Origin of the sequence: Enterococcus cecorum (assembly GCF_052119425.1) — a bacterium.
Lineage (GTDB): Bacteria > Bacillota > Bacilli > Lactobacillales > Enterococcaceae > Enterococcus_E > Enterococcus_E cecorum_C.
Map to the genome: position 1 here is coordinate 1 of NZ_JBQKFH010000013.1, position 21,230 is coordinate 21,230.

Genomic DNA, 21,230 nt, shown 5'->3' on the forward strand with positions numbered 1-21,230 from the left:
GCTAGAGGGACAATGGGTTGTTTCATCATAAAAAACCTCCAATCTTCTGTTTGAATACAGTATAACTGGAGGACTAGATAGATGCGATACACCTTGTTATTGGACGCTTACACTTAATTGCCAACAACACTACTTGACAAAGAGCCAAAAAAAAAAAAGAGCAAAATTTCATGATTTACATCTTGAAATTTTGCTCAATTTTTATTACTTAACTATTATGTTTAATAGTTAATATTTAAATCAACATAACCATTTGATAGTATTCTAATAGTTGCTGTTTTTGATTCAGAATTGTATTCTACGCTTGGAGTCGCAATATTTGAATCACTAGAATTTAGTATCTCAATAGTCGGTTGTTTACTTACATTCTTTAATACATAAACCGTCTCACGCTGCTCGGAGCTTGGAGTATTATGGATATAAGTATTAAATACCCAATTTATTGCATCAGATTTTGATAGTTGAGGTAATGCTCTAGCTTGTGTTGAATTTGAAGCACCTTCCCATAATGAATCTTTATTGATTCGGAAGTTATTTTGTTTGATATTTAATCCTGTTGCAATATTCTCTACAATCGTGAACGAGTGAGATTTCAAAGTTACATCAAACTCTTTTCCACTAAGTTCGAATGTACCAGTCTGGTCATTGTCACGATTATACTCATAATTATAGATAAATGCTCTATTGTCAATCTCATCACCAAAAATGTTTCCAGTATACTCTTCTGGATATAGGCCGTTTAATAAATTTCTTCTATTAGCCGCCGAAGACATACTGCCGTCATTTAGACTGACAACCTGAATATGGTCAGGTAATTTTGAATTCAATACTTCTGAAGAAATACTAGATGGTACAGCAGGGATTACACCATATCGACCAGTTGTATATAGTGGACTTTGGTGTGTTGCTGTATTGACGTCAACATAGAAACGACCATCTCGTTTAGATGAGAAATTTCCATTTATCAAAATTTTTGTAGCAGCGAGTACATCTTCTTTAGAAGGTGCAGGATTATTTATTACATATTTGAAAAAGTTTTCAATTACAGTTGAATATAATGGTGATTCTTCATTTCTTACACCATAGGTATAGGCAGGATGCTCAAAATTATATACCGATCCACCATTTAAATAGATATTAATAGCCTCTGCTCCTAACATGGCTTCTGGTTGAGTTAACCATTGTCTATTCCCTTGTGTTTTTCCAATTCCAGAGCCTTCAAACAACTTCCATTTTCCTGTTTCATACCATTTCCAAGTGTCCATCAATCCACCCCACTGGTATGCATAGTCAGCAAGCCATAGACCTGTCATGTAACTTACAGTTGGAGCGTCATTCCCTTCATGTGCAGGTGTATTTTTGAACATGAAGATAAAGTTTTGCCAATACTTTTCAACTGTCTCTTTAAAGATTGTTCTTCCTTGAGTTCCTAGTGCTTTTTCAATTGAAGCTCCATTGTTTTGCTCAGACCAAATGAAATATCCTCCATGTCTTGCAGACAATTTTAAGTACTCGGCTGCGTTACTTTCAACATCCCCAGCCCAGACCCAATAATTTTCAGTTGAAAAGATGCCTTGAAGGCAGGAATACTTTTCATACATTCTATCAATCCATTCCATTGTAATCCAATGTGCCGCAGTATAATGCGATTGGTTACCTGCTGTATAAACAGTCAAAACAACTGGAATAGGTTCATTTTGCCCAGTAGTTGGATTTACATAGTTTTGAGCCTGTTCGAGAATTTTTTCATAAAAGTCCTGAGCTACTCCTGATCTATGTGGCAAATCATCTGGGTGAATCTGAATAACTGTGTATGGCTTTAGTTCTGGATCAATATTTTCCCATTTTCCAACTAAAGTATCTTCACCCCAGAAGGAATAGTTTCCTTTATTGTATTCAGAACCATTCGCATACAATGGCATCATCAATAATGGGCTTGTATTCGAAATCTCTCTACGTTTTGGAGCAGGCTCAAAATCATTTGGATTTCTGAATTGACCACTTGCAACAAAATATGCACCTGCCAAAACCAACTCATCACCCCAGGTTTGTTGACCAGAGTAACTATTTAAACGAATTGAACGTGACCCTTCAGGAATTTCAACATCGACTTTTATTGCTGGTGTATCGTAATTAAATCCATTTGGATATTCATTTAAAGTAGAATAGATTACGGTACCATCAACTTCAATTTCAAATTTTTCAATATTTGCGTATCTATTATCTGAATGACCAGCACTTCTATCAAGTCCGACAAATGTAGTAAAGCGTGATACTCCTGCTCCAGAAATATCATATTGTATTGTCGATGGTCCAGCAGCTATTGTACCTAGCCCTTTATCAAATTCCTTAATAGTGCCATCCGACATTTTTAATGAAATTCTCTGATTACTGCCATTATTCCCTAACGTAAATGGTTTGTTTTTCTGTACAGTTTTTGAACCTGTAGCATCACCGTGACTAGCACTTCTCCAATCTAAATCTGATAAATAAATAGCATTCTCTCTAACAGGTAGTTCCGTTGGAGAAGTCTGTTCTACAACATCTACTCCGTCTTCCGGAGTTGCTACTCTATCAGGTATCTCAAAAATTGGATTTCCTAATACAACTTCGTCACCCCAAGTATGTTCGCCTGAGTAACTCTTAAATTCAATAGTCTGTGCATCGGACGGAATATCCAATTCAAGCCATATCGCTGATGTATCATACTTTATCCCTTCAGGATAATTTTCAATTGAAGTATAAATAACAGCCCCATCTACAAGCACTTCAAATTTACTAATTTTGGAATATCTATTATCCGTAGGAACAGCTGTCCTATCAATACCAACAAAAGACTTGAATTTTGTTGCCCCAAGGTTAGAAATATCATAACTAATGGTGGAAGGATTTGCAGCAACAGTTCCAGTGCCTTTCTCAAATTCTCTGATTGAGCCATCTTCCATTTTTAATGAAATCTTGTTTCCGCGATTATCATTTCCTGCAGAAAATGGTTTATTCTTCTGAACTGTTTTCGATGAAGTAGCATCTCCGTGCGTTGCAGTAGTCCAATTTAAATCAGATAATGAAACTTCAGTTGCAAACACATTGTTTTGAAATAAAAATACTGAAGCTAATGTTGCGATCGTTAAAAGTGTAAATTTCCTTTTATTCTTTTTCACTTGTTCTACCTCTTATTCTTATTGAAAGAGAGCTTTTGTTTCCCAACATTTCCTAGTCCATTTTTCTGATATTGGAAAACAAACCTGTCTATATTGATTAAAATACTACGAACTATCTATTTTCATCATTTTCTTCTCTGTTATTGGACTAGGAATGCAGAACCAATTATTCCGTTATTGCCGCCTTCAATTTTTGAGATGATAATATTTTCTAAAATATGTTTTTGTTCATGATGTAAAGATAGTCGCAAAACTGTCTTTATGTCATCGATAAAATCTGGGTTATTTTGTGCTACACTACCACCCAAAACAATGATTTTTGGATCGAGTAAACAAATCATACTATGGATTGCTTGGACCAATCCATCTCTCGCATTAGCTATAATAGCCGATGCTGTAATATCACCTTGACGCCAATTATCAAACACTGCCTTGGTTGACAAATCTTCACCATACATTTGCTTCCCTTGGCGTTCAATAGCTGGTCCAGAGCAAGAGATTTCTAGACCACTTGTTCTTCCGAAACTTCGAACTGGCATAAATCCAATTTCACCCGCAAAGCCAGAACCCCTTAGAATTGTGTTATTTATGATATTTGTAGCTGCGATACCAGTAGAAATTGTGATATAACCAAACATATCATTGGCTTCTAGAGACAGTAATCTATACTCAGCATACGCTGCTACTTTCACATCATTGTCAATTTTTATTGGAATATTTCCAAATTCTTCTTGAAGTCGCTTAACAACAGGAAAATTCTCCCATGGAATATTATTTTGAAAAACTGCGATTCCATTTTCAACATCAACTTTTCCCGGCAAGCCAACACCAATCCCTGAAACATCCTCAATATTCAGTTGCTGACTGTTTAGTAGTTCTCGAATAGCTGTACACACGCATTGAAATAAGGTTTCTGACGACTCTTTATTGCTTGGCACCTTTAGACTATAAGCCACATGACCTATATCATTTACCAGTCCCACAGCAACTTTTGTACCACCAATATCTACACCTAAAGCATATTTAACTGCCATATTACCCTCCTAGTTTCTCTGCAATCAGAATTGTATATGGAGCTAGTTCATACTCTGTTTCTGTCAGAGCTGTATAATCTCCTCTAACCAATTGATAGTCGGAAAGATTGATATTATCTAACTGAATAGTCGCTGAATGACTAGCTGGGTTCCGAAGCGAAAGAATTTCTTTCCCTGCTTCTTTATCAATACATCTGTAACCATAAATTTCAAACACTGACGGTTTGCCACCAATCGTTTGACTATGTTTTAGTGTTGAGTAGTTGTTCTCTATCCACTTGACTGCACGAGCATTGGCCTTCCATCGCTCTTCATCAAACATTGTATAGGAATAATGGAACTCCCAGAAAGCATTCCCACGAGTAGAAATAAACATCAGATAATCTTCAAACTCTTCTACACTTGCATACATTTGATGGTCCATGTACCAGGTATGAGCCGTACTCGCATAGACAGGCTCATGGTTATAAAGGCTCCAAAGAGGCAATTGAATATCTCGTTTGGTCAAAAATTCTTCGTATTGGCAATCACGATAGGTAATCATCCGTTGAATATCATTCCCAGCATTTTCTGTGAAGCCAACATCCTGAGAAATTTGTATCCAAAGGCTGTTGACCCATTGTAAGAACCATGGGCTAGGATTAACATAGGAAGTCAAGTTCAACCAGCAATCTCTATCTCCTCGCTCTGCCCTTAAATCTTTTAAGAGGTCAATCAAGAATTCATAGACAGGAGTCATAGTGTGCATGGCAAACTCACCACTAGGGTCTGGCTTGTCCGGCTTCAACAACCAACCATCGATTTTCCAGTAGCTGATGTCATATTTCTTCTGGTAATCCAACATTTTTTGCTTCATGCCTTCCAAATATTTAAAATCACCAATATTGACATCGTTTGATAAAGCATTTTTGCTACCAAATTCTGGATGTGCTTCTAACCAGTCACTCATGATAACTTCTGTACCGTTATAACCTCCACGTGGTCCGATCCAAAGACCAAGGCTAGCATCCAAATTATTTACGAGAGCTTTTACCTTTGTTAGACCGTTAGGGAACTTTTCATTGAACTCCCAAACACTTTGGTAATCACACCAGCCATCATCAACGACATAGGCATCTAACTTCACACCATTATCTTCAAAGCCATGTGAAATTTCTTCAAAACTTTTTACAATGATTCCTTCATCAATTGCAGTCATATGGTCATACCAAGAATTGTATTGTTTTCTGAAATAACTTGGTTGGGCTATACCACGAATGTAAGTAAAGAAGTCTTTTTGTATACTTGACTTCTCAAACCCAGATGATGCACCAATAACAACCGGCCAGATTTTCTTAGGTTCTTTAATCTCGTGTCCAACATAATAGCGAGAAAAATAGGTCTGGTCTTCTATCCTATTTTCCCCCATTGGAAATTCCATGCCCAAGAAGAAAGACTTGGCATAAATTGGCTGTCCCAACTCTACATAATAACCAGAAAATCCAGCCATTTCTTTGATATCTTCTTGCTTTTTAGGAAGATAGACATGTTCTAAATTTGTAAAACTAAACCGTTCCACATCAATATAGTTGATTGTATTTATGGATGACAGAATCGTCACCTCTTTGACAAGAACGTCTTCACGAACTGAATATAGAATGGTCAATTGGATTTCAGAATGATGAAAACTTACCAGAATACTTTCATTGGTTTGGTCGACTACATGAGCTGTAAAATCCTCAGAGCTGAGCTGGCTTCCATCACAGAAATAAACAACGAATTCCGTACATTTTTCGTTCCCAATAGGCTCGTCGACCTTTTTATTCAAGATATGGGAAGTATAAAACTTCCCATCTTCTAATTTAAAATAGCGTGCTACATTTTTATTTTCAATCTTCACTATCATCACCTACTAATTCAATTTTTATCACACTATCAATGCTATCTGGCAATGGATAAGTAAAGTGAGGAATATCACCATACTGTGCAAAGCAAATCCCTTCATACGCATTAGTGGTCCAACTCTTAGAAATCTTCACTTCACTTCCATCATGGAGGAAACTCATTCTTTTGACTTTGCTTTCATCGATACCAATCAGGGCAAGAGGGCCAATTGGCTGTTCGAAGACATGAGCATACACCGTGTTCCCTTTTTGAGTATAGTAGCCCCATTCTGGTTTAGGTAATGAACTAACGCCACAACCATAAATAGACTCACCGTTCTTATCTAACCATTTTCCAAAATCAGTTAAAATATCTTGACTTTCTTGATTGATAACACCTAGTGCATCTGGACCTACATTCAGAATCATATTCCCATTCTTACTTACACACTCAACCAACTTACGAATAAGTGTCTTGGACGATTTGTAGAAATAATCCGTAGGATTGTAGGCCCAGTTATTATTCATTGTTAAGCAAAGTTCCCAAGGAATTGGCTCTCCATGTATATTTCGAATTCCCTCATGAGGTATGAGCTGTTCCGGGCTAACAAAGTCACCAGAATAAATATTGATTTCATCTGTTACAATACTGCCAAATCCTTCGCCCGATGTTTCTAACCGATTATCTACAACCACATCTGGTTGATACTTACGTACAAGTTTAATCAAATCTGTTGCACGCCATTTCTCTCCGAACATTTCTCCGTAAGAATAGTCAAACCATAGAATGTCCAGTTTGCCATACTTGGAGACGATTTCTTCCACTTGATTGTGTAAGAAAGTCAAGTAGTTGTCAAAGTCAATCTTCTCATCTTTAAAGGCTTCATTCTCACGCATAGGGTGAATCATATCGCCATATTTCGGATAATCTGGATGATACCAGTCAATCAGACTGAAGTATAGACCTACTTTTAATCCTTCTTCTCGTACTGCTTCAACAAATTCAGCTACTAAGTCTTTCCCGATTTGTGTATTTGTAGATTTGTAGTCAGTATAGGCTGAGTCAAACAAGCAAAATCCATCATGGTGCTTGGCGGTCAAGACCATATATTTCATACCTGCTGCTTTTGCTGCCTTCGCCCACTCTTTCGGATTGTACTTTACAGGATTAAATGCTTCAAAATATGGCCTATAGTCATCAATGGATAATTGTTGGTGACTGCGAATCCACTCCCCTTTTCCAGGGATTGAATAGAGCCCCCAGTGAATGAACATTCCAAAGCGGTCTTTTCGGAACCACTCTGTACGTTTGTTAATTTCTTGTAAACTATTTTTTGTCATCCTTTTACTGCTCCTCCTCCAAGGGCTTCAATAAAGTATTTACTTGCAAATGCAAATAGTAAAATTGGTGGTAAGATAATCACAACAATTGCTGAAAAGAGACCATTATAGTTAGTATTAAAGCTAGTTGTGAATTGACCAAGCAAGGCTGGAACCGTCAGCTCATCTTTATTGATGATCAACATTGATGCCCAATAATATTCATTCCAGTTATTTATAAAAGCTAATATTGCTGCTGTTAAAATACCAGGTCTAGCAATAGGTAACATTACTTTCCAAAATGTCTGAGCATAGCTCGCTCCATCTATTTCAGCAGCTTCTTCCAACTCCTTAGGTATAATTGCAAAGTAATTTTTTATGATAAAGAAACTCATGGCAATACCGCTACAAGAGTAGACAAAAATCAGAGCTACTGGCGTATTATATATCCCCAAAACATTTACCAAACGATAGACAGGGAAAGTCATTGCTGTTGCAGGGATAAATAGAGTGGAGTACAACATTGCTGTTATCAGCTTTTTCCCACGGAAATCCATCCGAGCAATAACATAAGATGACATGGAAATCATGATAATACTGATAATCACAGATATGGAAACAACTTTAAAACTGTTCCAAAAATAGTCCAATACATGTAACTCAGTAAAAACCTTGATATAACCATCAAAACTTAAATCAGTTGGCAAACTAATACCTGGATTTTTCATAGGATCCGCTTTTAATGAGGATAGAAATATCCATAAAATTGGAAACACTGAAATTAAACAAGTAATAGCCATATAGATGTAAATAATTAATTTTCCCGATTTAGAAAGGCCATTCAAACGATTGTCCATATGCTCTATCCTCACTTTCTACGTTTACCTTCTTTGAATATCAGATTGATACACAAAATGATTAGCATTCCGCCTAAAATCTGAATCACACCTATAGTGTTAGCTCTGGCATATTGTGTACGAGAACTAGATACCGCTAACTCCCTTATGATAAAACTGATACTTTTTGTTCCAGCTGCACCATTTGTTAGGAAGAATACTTCGTTATACAATAGGAAACCCGAAGTTGCGGCCATAATCGAAACTGTCTTTAATGTTTCTTTTATCATTGGAATGGTGATATACCATTCTCTTCTCCACCCTGTAATGTTATCTAGTATTGCTGCTTCATGGATCTCTTGTGGAATGGCGAAGATTTGACCCAATATCATTATTGTCGATGTCCCTGCAAAGAAAATATAAGCACAAGTCATCGCAATAATATTCAAGCCAGGTGTCAATAAAATCGCATCCGAAAATTCAGGGTTAAAAAAGCGGATAACTTGGTTAACTACTCCATAATTTGGATTGTAGATTTGAAGAAAAATCAAACCCATTGCGGCACTAGAAATAATACTAGGTATGATATAAAGGTTTCGAGATAGTTTCCAACCAGCCAATTTTTTTGATAAGGCTATAGCAACTGATAAAGCTAATGGGACTTGAACTACTACACCTATAATTGCCCATGTAATTGAATTTTTCAGTGCTTCCAAAAAGAAAGGATATTCACTAAAAATGTACTTATAGTTGGCAAAAAGATTGCCAAAACCTAGAAATTCTGGGCTGGTTAAATTCGTATAATCCCACTTAGTAAAGGATGTTGCAAAAATAGTTACCACCGAATAAAAGTAGAAGAGAAAGAAACAAACTAATGTCGGGAGTAAAAATAGAAAAATAAATCGTTGTTTCTGTGCCTTCCTATTTTGTAAGGTCATGGTTTTCTTTGTCATAAAATACTCACTTTCTAAAAAAGGGCTAAGGAATACATCCTTAGCCCTGTTATTTTATCCGATAAGGGCTTTCAAGATGTCTTGTGTTTCTTTTACTTTCTGATCGATATTGACACCGTCAGCAGCACTTTCGGTCAATGCGTTGATAATTGCAGTACGAACGTCACCACCCCAAACAGATACAACAGTAGGAACAGTTACATCTGCATTGTTTGCCATTGATGTCGCTTCACCTAAGAGTTTTACAGTAGCGTCGTCAGAACCGCTTGCAATTTGAGCAGTATCAATCGCTTGGCTAGCTGGGTTCGCTCCCACTTTTTCGAAAATTGTAGTTTGAACCTCGTCACTGGTCATGTATTTTACAAATTCCAATGCAAGTTTTTCTTCTTCCTCAGATAGTTTACTTGAAATTGTAATACCGCCACCAGCTGAACTAATCGCAACATTACCAGCGTACAATCCTGGTTTCAAAGCTGCATTATCTTTCAAACCACCTGCAGCCCATACACCGTTGAAGAAGACTGCTGATTTATTTTCAGTAAAATCAGTTGAATAAACGTTGGCATCGCCGCCTGCATTAGCTGAACCGTTTGCTTGCACTTCTGTCATAACCAATTTAAGTGCTTCTGCAAATTCTTTTGAATCAATTCCTTCAGAAGTTAGAGGACCTTCTAATAGTTTACGGCCAGCTTCAGATGAGCCAAGTACAGTGTTAAAGAGACGAATTGCTGGCTCTCCTGCACCAAATGCATATACTCCTTGTTTACGAACCAAGGCCATAGCTTCGGTAAAATCACTCCACTTGGTCCATTGGTCAGGTGTTTTAGCTCCTGCTTTTGAGAAAATATCTGCATTGTACCAAAGACCTAAGGTTAATAATTGGTCGTGGACTGTATAGATTTTTCCGTTCACATCATTTTGTGTATAGTTTAGACCAACATTTTTTTCCAAACCATTATCATCGATATATGGTTTCAAATCCAGAACCAAACTTTGTTCAATAGCTGCTAGCGAAACATCGTTACCAGCCAAGTCAATCATATCTGGAAACTCGCCACTTGCAACCTTGTTATTCATAATGTCTGTCAAGCTTCCGTTCACAGGAGTTGGTTTAAATTCAACATCACCGGTTGCATGTTTTTTCGCAAATTCATCATAAAGATCACGCATAACTTTAGCAGCTGGCCATTCTTCTTCGCTATGGTGATATCCATGATAGAACTCTAAAACTGTATCATCACCACTTGCTGCTTTTTCAGAACTTGAACTAGTTCCTGACGACGATCCGCAAGCAGCTAGAATCACTGAAGCAAATAAACACAATGCACCGCATTTCAACAAACTTTTTTTCATTTTATGTTCCTCCGTTTTATTTCCTTTGTCCGTAAGTTTTAAATTTTTCAGCCATCAATTCCATTTCTTCATCTGGGAGGATGACTGGTTCTCCCATGCTTTTGGCAACACAATAAATTTTAGAACAGTATTCAACCTCCTCAATGATATTGAAGGCATTTAGTAAGTCTTGAGCACCAGCCAAGATACCGTGGTTGGCAAGAAAGACTGCACGTCTGTCTTTCATAGCCTCCGCAGCATTTTCAGCCAATTCCTTAGTCCCATATGTGGCGTATTCTGCTACTCGGACATCTTTTCCAGCTACCGCAATCATATAGTGGCTAGCTGGTAAGGGCTCTCTTAGCACTGCCAAAACAGTTCCATAAGTTGTGTGGGCATGAATGACTGCATCAAGGTCTTCTCGTTGCTGGTATTGAATCAGGTGCATATACCACTCACTAGAAGGAAGCTTTTCACCTTCGACTACTTGTCCTTCCAAGTCCATGATGACAATATCTTCTTCCTTGATTTCAAAGAAATCAATTCCAGACGGAGTGATTGCCATTAGACCTTTTTCACGGTTAAATACGCTCAGATTCCCACCAGTACCTTTGGTTAAGCCTTCAGTAACTAACTTTTTGCCGTACTTTATAAGTTCCTTTCTTTCTTTTTCCATGAACATAAAGTGTTCTCCTTCTATTTACTATATAGCGGTCCTAAAACCTCACACATCTTGAAATCTGCTGCTTCCAAATCCTTAGTACCGACACCATCAAAAATGCTTGGACGGAAAATTCGTTCCCTTGGAATATTGTGGAGGGCTACAGGAATTCGCAACATACTAGCCAGAGTGATAACTTCTGCACCAATGTGCCCATGAACAAAGGCACCGTGGTTAGAACCCCAATGGTTCATGACATCATAGACGGTTTCAAAACCAGGTTCTCCAAGATTCGGAGCAAACCAAGTTGTTGGCCATGTTTTATCTGTCCGCTCATCCAAGATACGATGCACTTCATCATCCAATGGACAAGTGTAGCCTTCGGCAATCTGTAAACTTGGACCAACACCCTTGACTAGATTGACACGAATCAGGGTAACAGGAAGTTCTCCCTGGGTCTTGAAGTGAGAAGAATAGCCACCTCCTCGGAAATATTCATAGTTAGCTCGACACCAGTCTGTCGCTTCCAGACAGGCTTTGATATCCACCTCCGTCATATTCCAGAACTCTTTCATGGTTGGCTGACCAGCTTCATCTCGTGCTGCGGCACTTCCATCAAGAGCTGAAGCCCCTGAGTTAATTAGATGAAGAATACCATCCTTTGCCCTACCTGTTAGTTCTTGACCAGTCACCCGTTTGACCGCCTCTGGGCTCCAATAAGTCCGAACATCAGAGAAAATTGGAGCCTTATTGGTTAGGAGGGTTCCAAATAACATGGCGGTCGCATTCAAAGTATCATTTTCTGTTGCAAAGGCAGTCACAGGACGTGGACCATTCCAGTCAAAAGTGGAAGCCAAAATCGCTTCAGCAAAATCACCGTTTGGCAACCAGTCTGTCCATTGCCGTTGGCCTTGGAAACCACCTGAAATTGCATTTCTGCCACGAGCTTCCTCTTCCCAGCCAATCTCTGCCAAGCGAGGATTTCCAAAGAGAATATCGCGGATAATCAAGGTTTGCTTGGCAATAAATTCCCAATCCTTGTCTGCTGGAATCACCTTAGACTTGGTAATCACTTCTGGGAATTCCTTTCCTACATTGATGTCAACACCTTCTTTGCAATATTCCCTAATCCAAGCAAGTGCTTTTTCATATTCTTCTTTATCGTAGATTTCCAACTCCATACGGCGAAGGATTTCTGTCATATCTACAAATTCGACCAACATTCCCAGATAGTCTTCAAAGAAGGAAGTGGTAACCTGAGAACCCGCAATTCCCATTGAAGAAGCTCCAATGTTGACATAGGACTTGCCTTTCATCTGACCAGCAGCAATGGCTCCCTTGGCAAATAGCAAGATTTTTTCAGCCACATCTGCAGGAATGCTATTGTCATCCAGATCCTGAACATCATGACCATAAATCTTGAATGCTGGGTAACCCTTTTGAGCGTAGCCACTCATGGCTGCCGCTAGGTAAACTGCCCCAGGTCGCTCTGTCCCATTAAAGCCCCAAATAGCTTTAATCGTGTGTGGATCCATATCCATGGTTTCTGTCCCATAGCACCAACTTGGTGTGACAGAAAGGGTAGCGACCACATTGTCACGAGCAAACTCGTCATAGACAATCCCAGCATCCCCTTGACCACCAATGGTTCGACTGGCCAGCAAACACTGTACAGGGGTTCCGTCTGCGTAACGCAAATTGGACTCAATCAAATCCTTAGCAGCTAGAGCCATTTGCATGGTTTTTTCTTCTAAGGATTCCCTTACACCGCCCTGTCGACCATCAATAGTTGGACGGATTCCAATTTTAGGATAAAGTGTCATTTTTTTTCCTCCTTCTTTGGATAAAAATGGTTAAATGTTATAGACTCTTTTACAAGTTTCTTGGCTTCTTTCATATCTTCAACATAGCCAAGTGCCTTAAATTGAACGAGGGCATTACCGATTGAAGTTGCTTCATACAATCCAGTAACCACCGTCTTACCTGTCATATCTGCTACTAATTGTGAGAAATATTGTGACTTGGAACCACCGCCTATTAAGTCAATTCTCTTATAGATATTCCCAGTTATCTCTTCCAATTGTATGATGACTTCTTTATATTTTTCAGCTAAACTTTGATAAACTATCTTAAATAGAATCGCTGGATCTGTTGATACTTTTATCCCCTCATCTGAAAAATAACAGACAATTTTTTCAATCATGTTACCTGGACTTGCGAATGTCGAAGCATCTGTGTCAAATGTTGGAACACAACTTTCCACATTGTTCACCATCTCTGTAATTTCGTCGTATGAAAAATCTTTTCCTAATTTTAAGAACGATTTTTTTAATTCTTCAATAATCCAAAGTCCAGTACAATTTTTCAAAAATCTAGTAGTCCCATCATAGCCAGCTTCATTTGTGAAATTATACTTCAGTGCACTATCGGTAAGTATTGGGGCTTTCAGTTCTGTCCCGATAAGTGACCAAGTTCCACAAGAGACATAGAGTAAGTTTTCCTCTTCATGTGGAATCGCTGCTACCGCACTTGCTGTATCATGCTGACAAACATTGATTACTGTTATTTCATTATTCAATATTTCGTCCGATATACTACCAAGTATATTTCCTTCGGATACTAGTTTCGGTAAAAGTAATTCTGAAATTTCAAATGTTTTTAAAATTTCATGATTCCAGTCTTGTGTCAATGGGTTAATCATTTGCATTGTGGAAGCAATGCTTCTTTCAATTGCGACCTCACCTGTCAATACAAAATTTAAGTAATCTGAAATCATTAACAGTTTATCAGCTTTGAAATATTCTTCGGGTGTTTGAGATTTACAAGCAATCAATTGAAATAGTGTGTTAATCTCCATCAACTGATTACCCGTTTTAAAATACAAATCATTTAGAGAAGAATATCTTGCAATCTCATCTAATATTGATTCAGTTCGCCTATCTCGATAGGATACTGGTTGAGCAATCATTTCTCCATTTACATCCAATAATGCAAAATCAACACCCCATGTATCAATTCCAACAGAAGATAATTCTGACTGTTCTTGAGAAATTCTGATACATTTTTTAACACTTTTTACCAAGCTTTCTATATCCCAACAAAGTCTTCCCTTCACTTTTTGTATTGAATTGTTGAATCGATGAACTTCTCTCGAAATCAGTTTTCCATTTTCAATAGAATATAGGATTCCTCTTCCCGACGTAGCTCCAAGGTCAATAGCCAATACAGTTTTCATTTGAACCTCCTTTCTGTTACCGCTTTCATGATTTTATTTTAATATATACAAACTTCTATTACAATACTTGAACAGTAGATTGAAAATTATTCAAAATATTGACATAAAATCGCCATTTTTGTTCAGAATATGTTATTATGTACTTAAGAGGTGTTAGTATGAGTAGAGATAAACGATTAAAAGAAATAACAAATATTCTTCACAGTAGAAAGAGAATAGATGTAAAACAACTTGAAAAATTAACTTTCTCAAGTACATCAACTCTTCGTAGAGATTTAATCTATCTTGAAGAACAAGGTCTCATCAAAAGAAAACATGGGGAAGTGGTGCTAAACGCATTTAATACCGTCGAACTTGCTCATAGTATCAGAGAGACTGAAAATAGGTCAGATAAGAAAATCATTGCTGACCTTGCAAAAGATTTTGTTGGACCTGGGATGTGTATATACTTGGATTCAAGTACAACGGTTTATGAATTATGTCCGTTTCTTTCAACAATTGACAATCTAATTATCTTTACGAATGGACTTAATACTGCTCAGTTGCTTTCTGAACTTTCTAATCCCACAACGAAAATATTTGTCACTGGCGGTGAGGTCAAACACCATTCTGCCTCAGTCGTAAACCATAGTATGGAAAATAGTCTTCTTGAACATTTTAGTATAGACCTTGCTTTTTGTTCTGCAAGAGGAATTGATGAAGAATATGTTTATGAAGCTTCTTTCAGTCAAGCCATTGCAAAAAAATCTATTATTGACAAGGCTAAAGAGACAATATTACTGATTGATAGTTCGAAATTTCGGATGTCCGGATTTTTTAAAATTAACAATCTGAAACAATATAAAACCATCATATCAGACAAGCTACCTGATGAATCCTTGTTAACTTCTGCCGAAAAATATGAAGTTGAATGGATTGCCGACTAATAATACAAACTATATAGCAGCTTATCGCTCTACAACTTTGAACTGTTGTAGCAAGCACAGTAAGTGGGTACCCACTTACGATAAAATTAACGAAGCAGACGCCTTTGGCTCTGCTTTTTTCATTACATTTTACTTGTTAGGGAGAACCCTAAGACCCCGATAGAAAGGAATAGACAATGGAAAAACGTACTAGACCAAACCAATTAAAAATTCGACTTTCTGATAAAGAACTTGCTCAAGTGCGACAAAAATATGGACAATCTCGGTCAAAATCAATGCGGCATTTCGTCCTCAAGTGTATCCTTGAAACATCGATTTATGAAGTCGATATGCAACCATTTAGAGAGTTACAACATCTCCTTTCAAAGACCTCCACTAATGTCAACCAAATTGCCAAGAAGGTCAATACTTACTCCCTTGTTTATAAAGAGGACATTAAGACAATCCAGAACGAAATACACCGTTTGAGCAAGGAACTCAATAAACTACAAAACATACTCTACAACAAAACAAATCAGGGGGATATTTGATATGGCTGTTACTAAAATTCACCCCATTAAATCTACTCTGCATTTTGCAATAGACTACATCCTTGAGAAGAAAAAAACAGATAATCAAACGCTCATTTCGACACACATGTGTTTCCCTACCACTGCTCATTTACAATTCTTACAAACTCGAAAAGAGAATAAAGTAAATGGAACGGTACTAGCTCGACACCTGATCCAATCCTTCTTACCAGGTGAAGTTGACCAAGAAACTGCCCATAAAATTGGATTAGAACTCTGTAAAAATATATTGAAAGATGAGTATGAATTTGTACTTACTACTCATATTGACAAAGGCCATATTCATAATCATATTATTTTTAATAATGTCAATTTTGAAACTGGGAAATGCTATCAAAGCAATAAACGGACCTATCACCAAATACGGTCTACTAGTGATCGCTTATGTAAAAAATACAAATTGTCAATTATTGATGAACATTATCAAACTTATCGCACGAAATACAAAACCAGAGGAAAATCCCATTATGAGTGGGAACAAAGCCAAAATGGTAACGGTTGGAAGTCATATTTACAATTTCTTATCGACCTAAATGTTTCACGTTCGAACTCATGGGACGACTTTCTTGACCGTATGAAGAAATCAAAATGCGAAGTCAAATTTGGAAAACACATTGCCTTCAAATGTAAAAATGCTTCTAGATTCACACGCTCTAAAACAATTGGATCCGACTATACTGAGGAGAGATTGAAAGAAAGAATTGAGAAGAATCCGCCTCAACAACTTATTGATACAACAAAGATTACTGACAAGAAAGGTTTAGAATTTTGGGCGAGAAAACACAACTTAAAATCCATGGCACAAGGTCTAGTTGAACTGAGAAACCTAGGTATTCAAACAAAAAATGATTTAGAACTTGCCATCGAATCTATTGCTGATAAACAAATCTCGATTCAAGATGAAGTTAAGCAAATTGATAAAGAAATGACGGAACTTGGTAAGATAATGGAAAATCTTCACGTCATACAGAAGAATAGACTCATTTATCATCATTATCAGAAGCAACCAAATAATCGCCAGTTCTTAAAAGAATATCAGAAAGAAATTACTGCCTACAAAATGGCCAAACAAGACCTTTCACACAATTATAAATCAGCCAATCCCAAAGACATATTATCCCAGTTAGAACAATTGCAAGAAAAAAAGAATACCCTCATGACAGAGTATTCTCAAATAAAATTTCAATTCAACAAACTATATCAGCACAAGAAAAATATTGACTATTACTTTGAAACTGAACAAAATCGCAATATTTAAAATTATTCACCAGCTAGATAATCCATCCGCTTCTTCCATACAGGTATAGAAACAAAGAAGAATAGTACATAATAAAATACATCATTAGCTAGGTCATTATTCAAAAACTGTAACCGATAGGTTGCTTCAATGTTTGAATTAAAGACTGATAACAGGGAAGTTATGAAATCAGTTGCCAAACAAATACCTATCCCTACACCAAAATATACTATGATGAAATTGATAATCTTACTTACCTTTGGCAAGTAAATGGTCAACAACAACATTAGAAAACCATATACCACGACTGAAACCAATCCAAACAAAACATCCCAAAAATAAGTCATATTTCCGCTAGAAATTTTACTAGATACTGGTCCGTGTAAAAGATAAATTGCATAGATAAATACTGCAACGAAATCAATTGCAAAACAAGTAAGCTTAACAGAAGTCTTTGCAATTAAAAAGAAAAGACAAATTGCTGCAACAATAATTAGCCCATATAAACTTAACAAAATCATAACAGTATCATTCCTTTCGCACTTCTAGTTTACTGCATTTCTCATATTTTGTCCGCTCATTATATGGAATTGTCGAATTATTTTTTAAACTAATACTTGTCAAAATGCAAAAAATATTTTATACTTTGTGTAAGTTTATAAACTGACAAGAGAAGGAGTAAACATGTTCTCTCCAAAAAAATTAAAAGAAAAAAGAACAGAATTAGGATTCTCACAAGCTGAAATAGCACGAAAACTGAATATTAGTCGCATGTCTTTTAGTGCCTGGGAAAGCGGAAAAACCAAACCAAATCAGAAGAATCTTTCAATACTTGCTGATATTTTCGATGTAGAGGAATCTTTTTTTGAATCTGAATATACTATCGTTCAAAACTATCTTCTACTCACAGATGAAAATAAATTAGCTGCCGAGGATTATGTTGAACAACTTTTAGCATCTCAATCCATTGCTGAGAATGTTGTGTCACTGTTCTCCTATCAGGTGCATTCCGAAGTTCAATTATCTGCCGGACCAGGTGAAAGTTTCTTTGATGAGTATGAAACAGAAACTGTTTATTCAGAAGATGAATATTCAGGGTTTGATATAGCGACTTGGATTTCAGGTAACTCAATGGAACCTGTTTACAAAGACGGAGAGGTTGCGTTGATTCGAGCTACTGGATATGATTATGATGGGGCTGTCTATGCATTAAACTGGAATGGAGCTCTCTACATCAAGAAACTCTATCGTGAAGAAGACGGCTTTAGAATGGTTTCTATCAATCCAGATGTTGCTGAAAGGTTTATCCCATTTGAAGATGAAATCAGAATTGTTGGCAAGGTTGTAGGGCACTTCATGCCTGTGATTGGAGGGTAGGAGATGTCAAAGTTTGTTAAAGAAATGATTTACCTCAAGGAAGACCGCATTATCTTATCTCTTGAAAAAAAAGAATACGACGTAACAGACCATCTGACAGAATTGGTCGATGAACTAGCAAAACTAAAAACAAGGTGAATAGTATGGGCTATATCGACTATTCAAAAGAACCACGTAGCGATATTGCTTTTGTTGATATGAAATCTTTCTACGCATCAATCGAATGTGTAGAGAGAGGACTTCACCCGCTTCATACTTCACTTTGTGTCATGAGTAGGGCTGACAACTCTTCTGGTCTAATTCTAGCCTCTTCTCCAATGTTCAAAAAAGTCTTTGGTAAAGGAAATGTTGGCAGAGCTTACGACCTCCCCTTTGATGTTCACACCAGAAAATTTAACTACTACCGTGCTAAAATCTCAGGATTGCCAACGGATGCAAAATTTGTTTCCTTCATAGAAAATTGGGCCAAGCGTACATTTATAGTACCACCCAGAATGGACTTGTACATTCAAAAAAATCTTGAAATACAAAAGGTATTTCAAAATTATGCAGATCCGACAGATATTCTGCCCTATTCTATTGATGAAGGATTTATAGACTTAACTTCATCGCTAAATTATTTTGTTGAAGACAAATCTCTAAGTCGCAAAGATAAGTTAGATGTGGTTTCAGCAAAAATTCAACACGATATTTGGGAAAAAACGGGTGTCTATTCAACTGTTGGAATGAGTAATGCCAATCCACTTCTAGCTAAGTTAGCACTTGATAATGAAGCTAAAACCACTGCTACCATGCGTGCCAATTGGTCCTATGAAGATGTTGAAACAAAGGTCTGGAACATTCCGAAAATGACTGACTTTTGGGGAATTGGTTCACGAACAGAAAAACGACTAAACAAATTGGGAATCTACAGCATCAAAGAATTGGCCAACTGTGACCCTACTATCTTGAAAAAAGAATTTGGTGTGATTGGCGTTCAACATTGGTTTCATGCTAATGATATTGATGAAAGTAATGTCCATGAACCCTATCGACCGAAAGAGGTTGGGATTGGTAATTCACAAGTACTTCACAAAGACTATACACGTCAAAGCGATATAGAGCTTGTCCTACGTGAAATGGCAGAGCAAGTCGCGATTCGGCTACGCAGAAGACACAAAAAAGCAACCGTAGTTGCCATAAATGTAGGCTATTCAAACTTCGAAAACAAGAAATCAATCAATGTTCAGAGAAAAATTAACCCCAATAATCGTACGCTTGTTTTTCAAGATGAAGTTGTTTCTCTCTTTCGTTCTAAGTACGATGGAGGGGCAGTTAGAAGCATTGCTGTAAGGTATGATGGATTGGTGGATGAAAACTTTGCTGTGATTTCACTTTTTGATAATTTTGAAGAAAGCGAAAAAGAGGAAAAATTGGAGACAACCATTGATTCCATTCGTGATCGATTTGGATTTCTTGCTGTACAGAAAGCTAGTTCTTTATTAGAAAATTCAAGGGCAATTGCTCGCAGTAGATTAGTCGGCGGACATTCCGCTGGAGGATTGGAGGGATTAAAATGATTGATAGAAGTTATCTGCCATTTAAGGTTGCTAGAGAATATCAAGACCGAAAGATGGCCAAATGGATGGGATTTTTCTTATCAGAACATACATCGGGTTTAGAACAAGAACGCAATCGCATTGATTATTCAAGTGAGTTAAGTTTGGCAGATAAACTACTGCTACTCAATCAACTATATAGCCACCAATTAACTGGTATTCTGACAGTTCCTGGTAGGACTTATGTAGGGAAAGTAAAGAACTTGAATTTTCAATCGATTTCATTTGAAACAAAAGAAGGCTACATCAGTATCTAGGAGTAAAAACAAGACCTACTAATCTCTAACTTCAACTTATCCTGAGACTAATTGCAGAATAGTGATTTTTTTTGTAAAATACTTGATTTAATAGAACATTTTCTATATAATAAAACTGTAGATAACAAGAGTATTTACTAAGCGTTGAAGGTCTATGGTCGGTTGGTTTGACTGTGGCTGGAGCTTTACCAGGGTTGTGTGTGAACACCTCAAGCCAACACTGAAAACACTCATTACTAAGGGCAGGTTATCCTGTCCTTTTTTCTAAGGAAATACATGGAATCATTATTACTCTCATCCGCAAGAAATTATAAAAAACTCCTTTCAAAAACCTATCAAATTATTTTAGGACGAAAAGGACAGCAAACAACTCTCAATCTTACGTTTTCTGAGGAACATTTTGTACACTTAGCAGGTATACATAAGTTAAGAGGTTTATCTTTACCCACCAGATCTAAGCACGAAATCTATAATTTGATTTTGAAAAAAACAATCTCCGAAGAATTGCTAACTAGGTCAAATGGTTTTACTGATATATGTGGAAGGTTGCGTATTCTCGAAATACTCAGAGAAAGTTTTTCTTCACCAACTCTATCAGTACGATTTACAAAACTATATCCAATCAAGGGAAGCAAGATTCGATGGGAGTATCTATTAGAATTTACGTTCGACAATAAAATCGGTTATCTATTTCTTGATAGACAGAGAGATTCCAAAGAGCCAAATCAGTATATACCTGTTTCAACCTTTGAAAAATCAACTCGTGACTACACAATGAATCAAGTAAGGTATACAGTATTAGAGATAATTGAAATTGACCATCAAACTAAGCAAAGCACAACACTTTACTCCAGACCGAAAAAATAAGCTAG

At 37.0% G+C, this 21,230-nt stretch carries 19 protein-coding genes; 8 read left to right on the forward strand and 11 right to left on the reverse strand.

The genetic code is table 11. The annotated features are described in order from the left end of the window. Nucleotides 1-221 precede the first annotated feature (221 nt). The 10 genes from ACTQZM_RS04695 to ACTQZM_RS04740 form a co-directional block, all read right to left on the reverse strand. Nucleotides 222-3,161, reverse strand: a complete 2,940-nt coding sequence (locus tag ACTQZM_RS04695; protein ID WP_441653052.1) for a glycoside hydrolase family 98 domain-containing protein — start codon at nt 3,159-3,161, stop codon at nt 222-224. A 140-nt stretch (nt 3,162-3,301) separates the two neighbouring features. After that, a complete protein-coding gene (locus tag ACTQZM_RS04700) occupies nt 3,302-4,195 on the reverse strand; it encodes an ROK family protein (protein ID WP_105155699.1) in 894 nt (297 codons plus the stop codon). A 1-nt stretch (nt 4,196) separates the two neighbouring features. Further along, nucleotides 4,197-6,074 carry an alpha-N-acetylgalactosaminidase gene (locus ACTQZM_RS04705; protein WP_441653053.1) on the reverse strand — a complete coding sequence of 626 codons (1,878 nt, stop codon included), beginning with the start codon at nt 6,072-6,074 and terminating at the stop codon, nt 4,197-4,199. Beyond that, nucleotides 6,064-7,398 (reverse strand): alpha-L-fucosidase, encoded by a 1,335-nt coding sequence (locus ACTQZM_RS04710; RefSeq protein ID WP_441653054.1) that lies wholly within the window; start codon nt 7,396-7,398, stop codon nt 6,064-6,066. The genes ACTQZM_RS04705 and ACTQZM_RS04710 overlap by 11 nt, the downstream gene beginning before the upstream one ends. Continuing rightward, on the reverse strand, nt 7,395-8,234 hold the full coding sequence (locus tag ACTQZM_RS04715) for a carbohydrate ABC transporter permease (protein WP_004195668.1): 840 nt from the start codon (nt 8,232-8,234) through the stop codon (nt 7,395-7,397). Before ACTQZM_RS04715 ends, ACTQZM_RS04710 begins: the two co-directional genes overlap by 4 nt. A gap of 11 nt (nt 8,235-8,245) precedes the next feature. Further along, complete coding sequence (locus tag ACTQZM_RS04720; RefSeq protein ID WP_248036621.1) at nt 8,246-9,166, reverse strand: carbohydrate ABC transporter permease; 921 nt, start codon at nt 9,164-9,166, stop codon at nt 8,246-8,248. A 54-nt stretch (nt 9,167-9,220) separates the two neighbouring features. Further along, the gene (locus ACTQZM_RS04725; RefSeq protein WP_441653055.1) at nt 9,221-10,519 is read right to left on the reverse strand and encodes an ABC transporter substrate-binding protein; all 1,299 of its coding nucleotides are present in this window, start codon (nt 10,517-10,519) and stop codon (nt 9,221-9,223) included. Nucleotides 10,520-10,535: 16 nt separating this feature from the next. After that, entirely contained in the window at nt 10,536-11,180 is a 645-nt protein-coding gene (locus ACTQZM_RS04730) for an L-fuculose-phosphate aldolase (protein WP_014638949.1), read from the reverse strand. Between the two features lie 14 nt (nt 11,181-11,194). After that, complete coding sequence (locus tag ACTQZM_RS04735; protein WP_277944449.1) at nt 11,195-12,982, reverse strand: L-fucose isomerase; 1,788 nt, start codon at nt 12,980-12,982, stop codon at nt 11,195-11,197. After that, nucleotides 12,979-14,394 (reverse strand): rhamnulokinase, encoded by a 1,416-nt coding sequence (locus tag ACTQZM_RS04740; RefSeq protein WP_441653056.1) that lies wholly within the window; start codon nt 14,392-14,394, stop codon nt 12,979-12,981. The genes ACTQZM_RS04735 and ACTQZM_RS04740 overlap by 4 nt, the downstream gene beginning before the upstream one ends. 158 nt (nt 14,395-14,552) lie before the next feature. Between ACTQZM_RS04740 and ACTQZM_RS04745 the strand changes: the two genes are divergently transcribed. The 3 genes from ACTQZM_RS04745 (at nt 14,553) to ACTQZM_RS04755 (ending at nt 17,147) form a co-directional block, all read left to right on the forward strand. After that, complete coding sequence (locus tag ACTQZM_RS04745; protein WP_441653057.1) at nt 14,553-15,320, forward strand: DeoR/GlpR family DNA-binding transcription regulator; 768 nt, start codon at nt 14,553-14,555, stop codon at nt 15,318-15,320. Nucleotides 15,321-15,496: 176 nt separating this feature from the next. Next, on the forward strand, nt 15,497-15,850 hold the full coding sequence (locus ACTQZM_RS04750; protein WP_172070394.1) for a plasmid mobilization protein: 354 nt from the start codon (nt 15,497-15,499) through the stop codon (nt 15,848-15,850). A 1-nt stretch (nt 15,851) separates the two neighbouring features. After that, the gene (locus ACTQZM_RS04755; RefSeq protein ID WP_441653058.1) at nt 15,852-17,147 is read left to right on the forward strand and encodes a relaxase/mobilization nuclease domain-containing protein; all 1,296 of its coding nucleotides are present in this window, start codon (nt 15,852-15,854) and stop codon (nt 17,145-17,147) included. Nucleotides 17,148-17,149: 2 nt separating this feature from the next. Here ACTQZM_RS04755 and ACTQZM_RS04760 read toward each other — a convergent pair whose 3' ends face one another. Beyond that, a complete protein-coding gene (locus ACTQZM_RS04760; RefSeq protein ID WP_313921365.1) occupies nt 17,150-17,647 on the reverse strand; it encodes a hypothetical protein in 498 nt (165 codons plus the stop codon). Between the two features lie 163 nt (nt 17,648-17,810). On the opposite strand from ACTQZM_RS04760, the gene ACTQZM_RS04765 reads away from it, so the two are divergent. From ACTQZM_RS04765 to ACTQZM_RS04785, 5 genes are all read left to right on the forward strand, one after another. Continuing rightward, complete coding sequence (locus ACTQZM_RS04765; RefSeq protein ID WP_441653059.1) at nt 17,811-18,503, forward strand: XRE family transcriptional regulator; 693 nt, start codon at nt 17,811-17,813, stop codon at nt 18,501-18,503. A 3-nt stretch (nt 18,504-18,506) separates the two neighbouring features. Beyond that, a complete protein-coding gene (locus tag ACTQZM_RS04770; protein WP_014636986.1) occupies nt 18,507-18,641 on the forward strand; it encodes a hypothetical protein in 135 nt (44 codons plus the stop codon). Between the two features lie 5 nt (nt 18,642-18,646). After that, nucleotides 18,647-20,062 carry a Y-family DNA polymerase gene (locus ACTQZM_RS04775; protein ID WP_441653060.1) on the forward strand — a complete coding sequence of 472 codons (1,416 nt, stop codon included), beginning with the start codon at nt 18,647-18,649 and terminating at the stop codon, nt 20,060-20,062. Beyond that, complete coding sequence (locus tag ACTQZM_RS04780) at nt 20,059-20,358, forward strand: hypothetical protein (protein ID WP_441653061.1); 300 nt, start codon at nt 20,059-20,061, stop codon at nt 20,356-20,358. The genes ACTQZM_RS04775 and ACTQZM_RS04780 overlap by 4 nt, the downstream gene beginning before the upstream one ends. Before the next feature lie 276 nt (nt 20,359-20,634). Next, nucleotides 20,635-21,225: a PBECR4 domain-containing protein gene (locus tag ACTQZM_RS04785; protein ID WP_014636990.1), complete on the forward strand. Its 591-nt coding sequence runs from the start codon at nt 20,635-20,637 to the stop codon at nt 21,223-21,225. The last annotated feature ends 5 nt before the right edge of the window (nt 21,226-21,230 follow it).

Excerpts from the sequence above, each read along its gene's own strand:
- ACTQZM_RS04715 (WP_004195668.1), bottom strand. The coding sequence starts at position 8,234 with ATGGACAATCGTTTGAATGGCCTTTCTAAATCGGGAAAATTAATTATT.
- ACTQZM_RS04750 (WP_172070394.1), top strand. The coding sequence starts at position 15,497 with ATGGAAAAACGTACTAGACCAAACCAATTAAAAATTCGACTTTCTGAT.
- ACTQZM_RS04730 (WP_014638949.1), bottom strand. The coding sequence starts at position 11,180 with ATGTTCATGGAAAAAGAAAGAAAGGAACTTATAAAGTACGGCAAAAAG.
- ACTQZM_RS04765 (WP_441653059.1), top strand. The coding sequence starts at position 17,811 with ATGTTCTCTCCAAAAAAATTAAAAGAAAAAAGAACAGAATTAGGATTC.
- ACTQZM_RS04735 (WP_277944449.1), bottom strand. The coding sequence starts at position 12,982 with ATGACACTTTATCCTAAAATTGGAATCCGTCCAACTATTGATGGTCGA.
- ACTQZM_RS04770 (WP_014636986.1), top strand. The coding sequence starts at position 18,507 with ATGTCAAAGTTTGTTAAAGAAATGATTTACCTCAAGGAAGACCGCATT.
- ACTQZM_RS04720 (WP_248036621.1), bottom strand. The coding sequence starts at position 9,166 with ATGACAAAGAAAACCATGACCTTACAAAATAGGAAGGCACAGAAACAA.
- ACTQZM_RS04745 (WP_441653057.1), top strand. The coding sequence starts at position 14,553 with ATGAGTAGAGATAAACGATTAAAAGAAATAACAAATATTCTTCACAGT.
- ACTQZM_RS04740 (WP_441653056.1), bottom strand. The coding sequence starts at position 14,394 with ATGAAAACTGTATTGGCTATTGACCTTGGAGCTACGTCGGGAAGAGGA.
- ACTQZM_RS04760 (WP_313921365.1), bottom strand. The coding sequence starts at position 17,647 with ATGATTTTGTTAAGTTTATATGGGCTAATTATTGTTGCAGCAATTTGT.
- ACTQZM_RS04725 (WP_441653055.1), bottom strand. The coding sequence starts at position 10,519 with ATGAAAAAAAGTTTGTTGAAATGCGGTGCATTGTGTTTATTTGCTTCA.
- ACTQZM_RS04700 (WP_105155699.1), bottom strand. The coding sequence starts at position 4,195 with ATGGCAGTTAAATATGCTTTAGGTGTAGATATTGGTGGTACAAAAGTT.
- ACTQZM_RS04710 (WP_441653054.1), bottom strand. The coding sequence starts at position 7,398 with ATGACAAAAAATAGTTTACAAGAAATTAACAAACGTACAGAGTGGTTC.
- ACTQZM_RS04755 (WP_441653058.1), top strand. The coding sequence starts at position 15,852 with ATGGCTGTTACTAAAATTCACCCCATTAAATCTACTCTGCATTTTGCA.
- ACTQZM_RS04780 (WP_441653061.1), top strand. The coding sequence starts at position 20,059 with ATGATTGATAGAAGTTATCTGCCATTTAAGGTTGCTAGAGAATATCAA.
- ACTQZM_RS04785 (WP_014636990.1), top strand. The coding sequence starts at position 20,635 with ATGGAATCATTATTACTCTCATCCGCAAGAAATTATAAAAAACTCCTT.
- ACTQZM_RS04775 (WP_441653060.1), top strand. The coding sequence starts at position 18,647 with ATGGGCTATATCGACTATTCAAAAGAACCACGTAGCGATATTGCTTTT.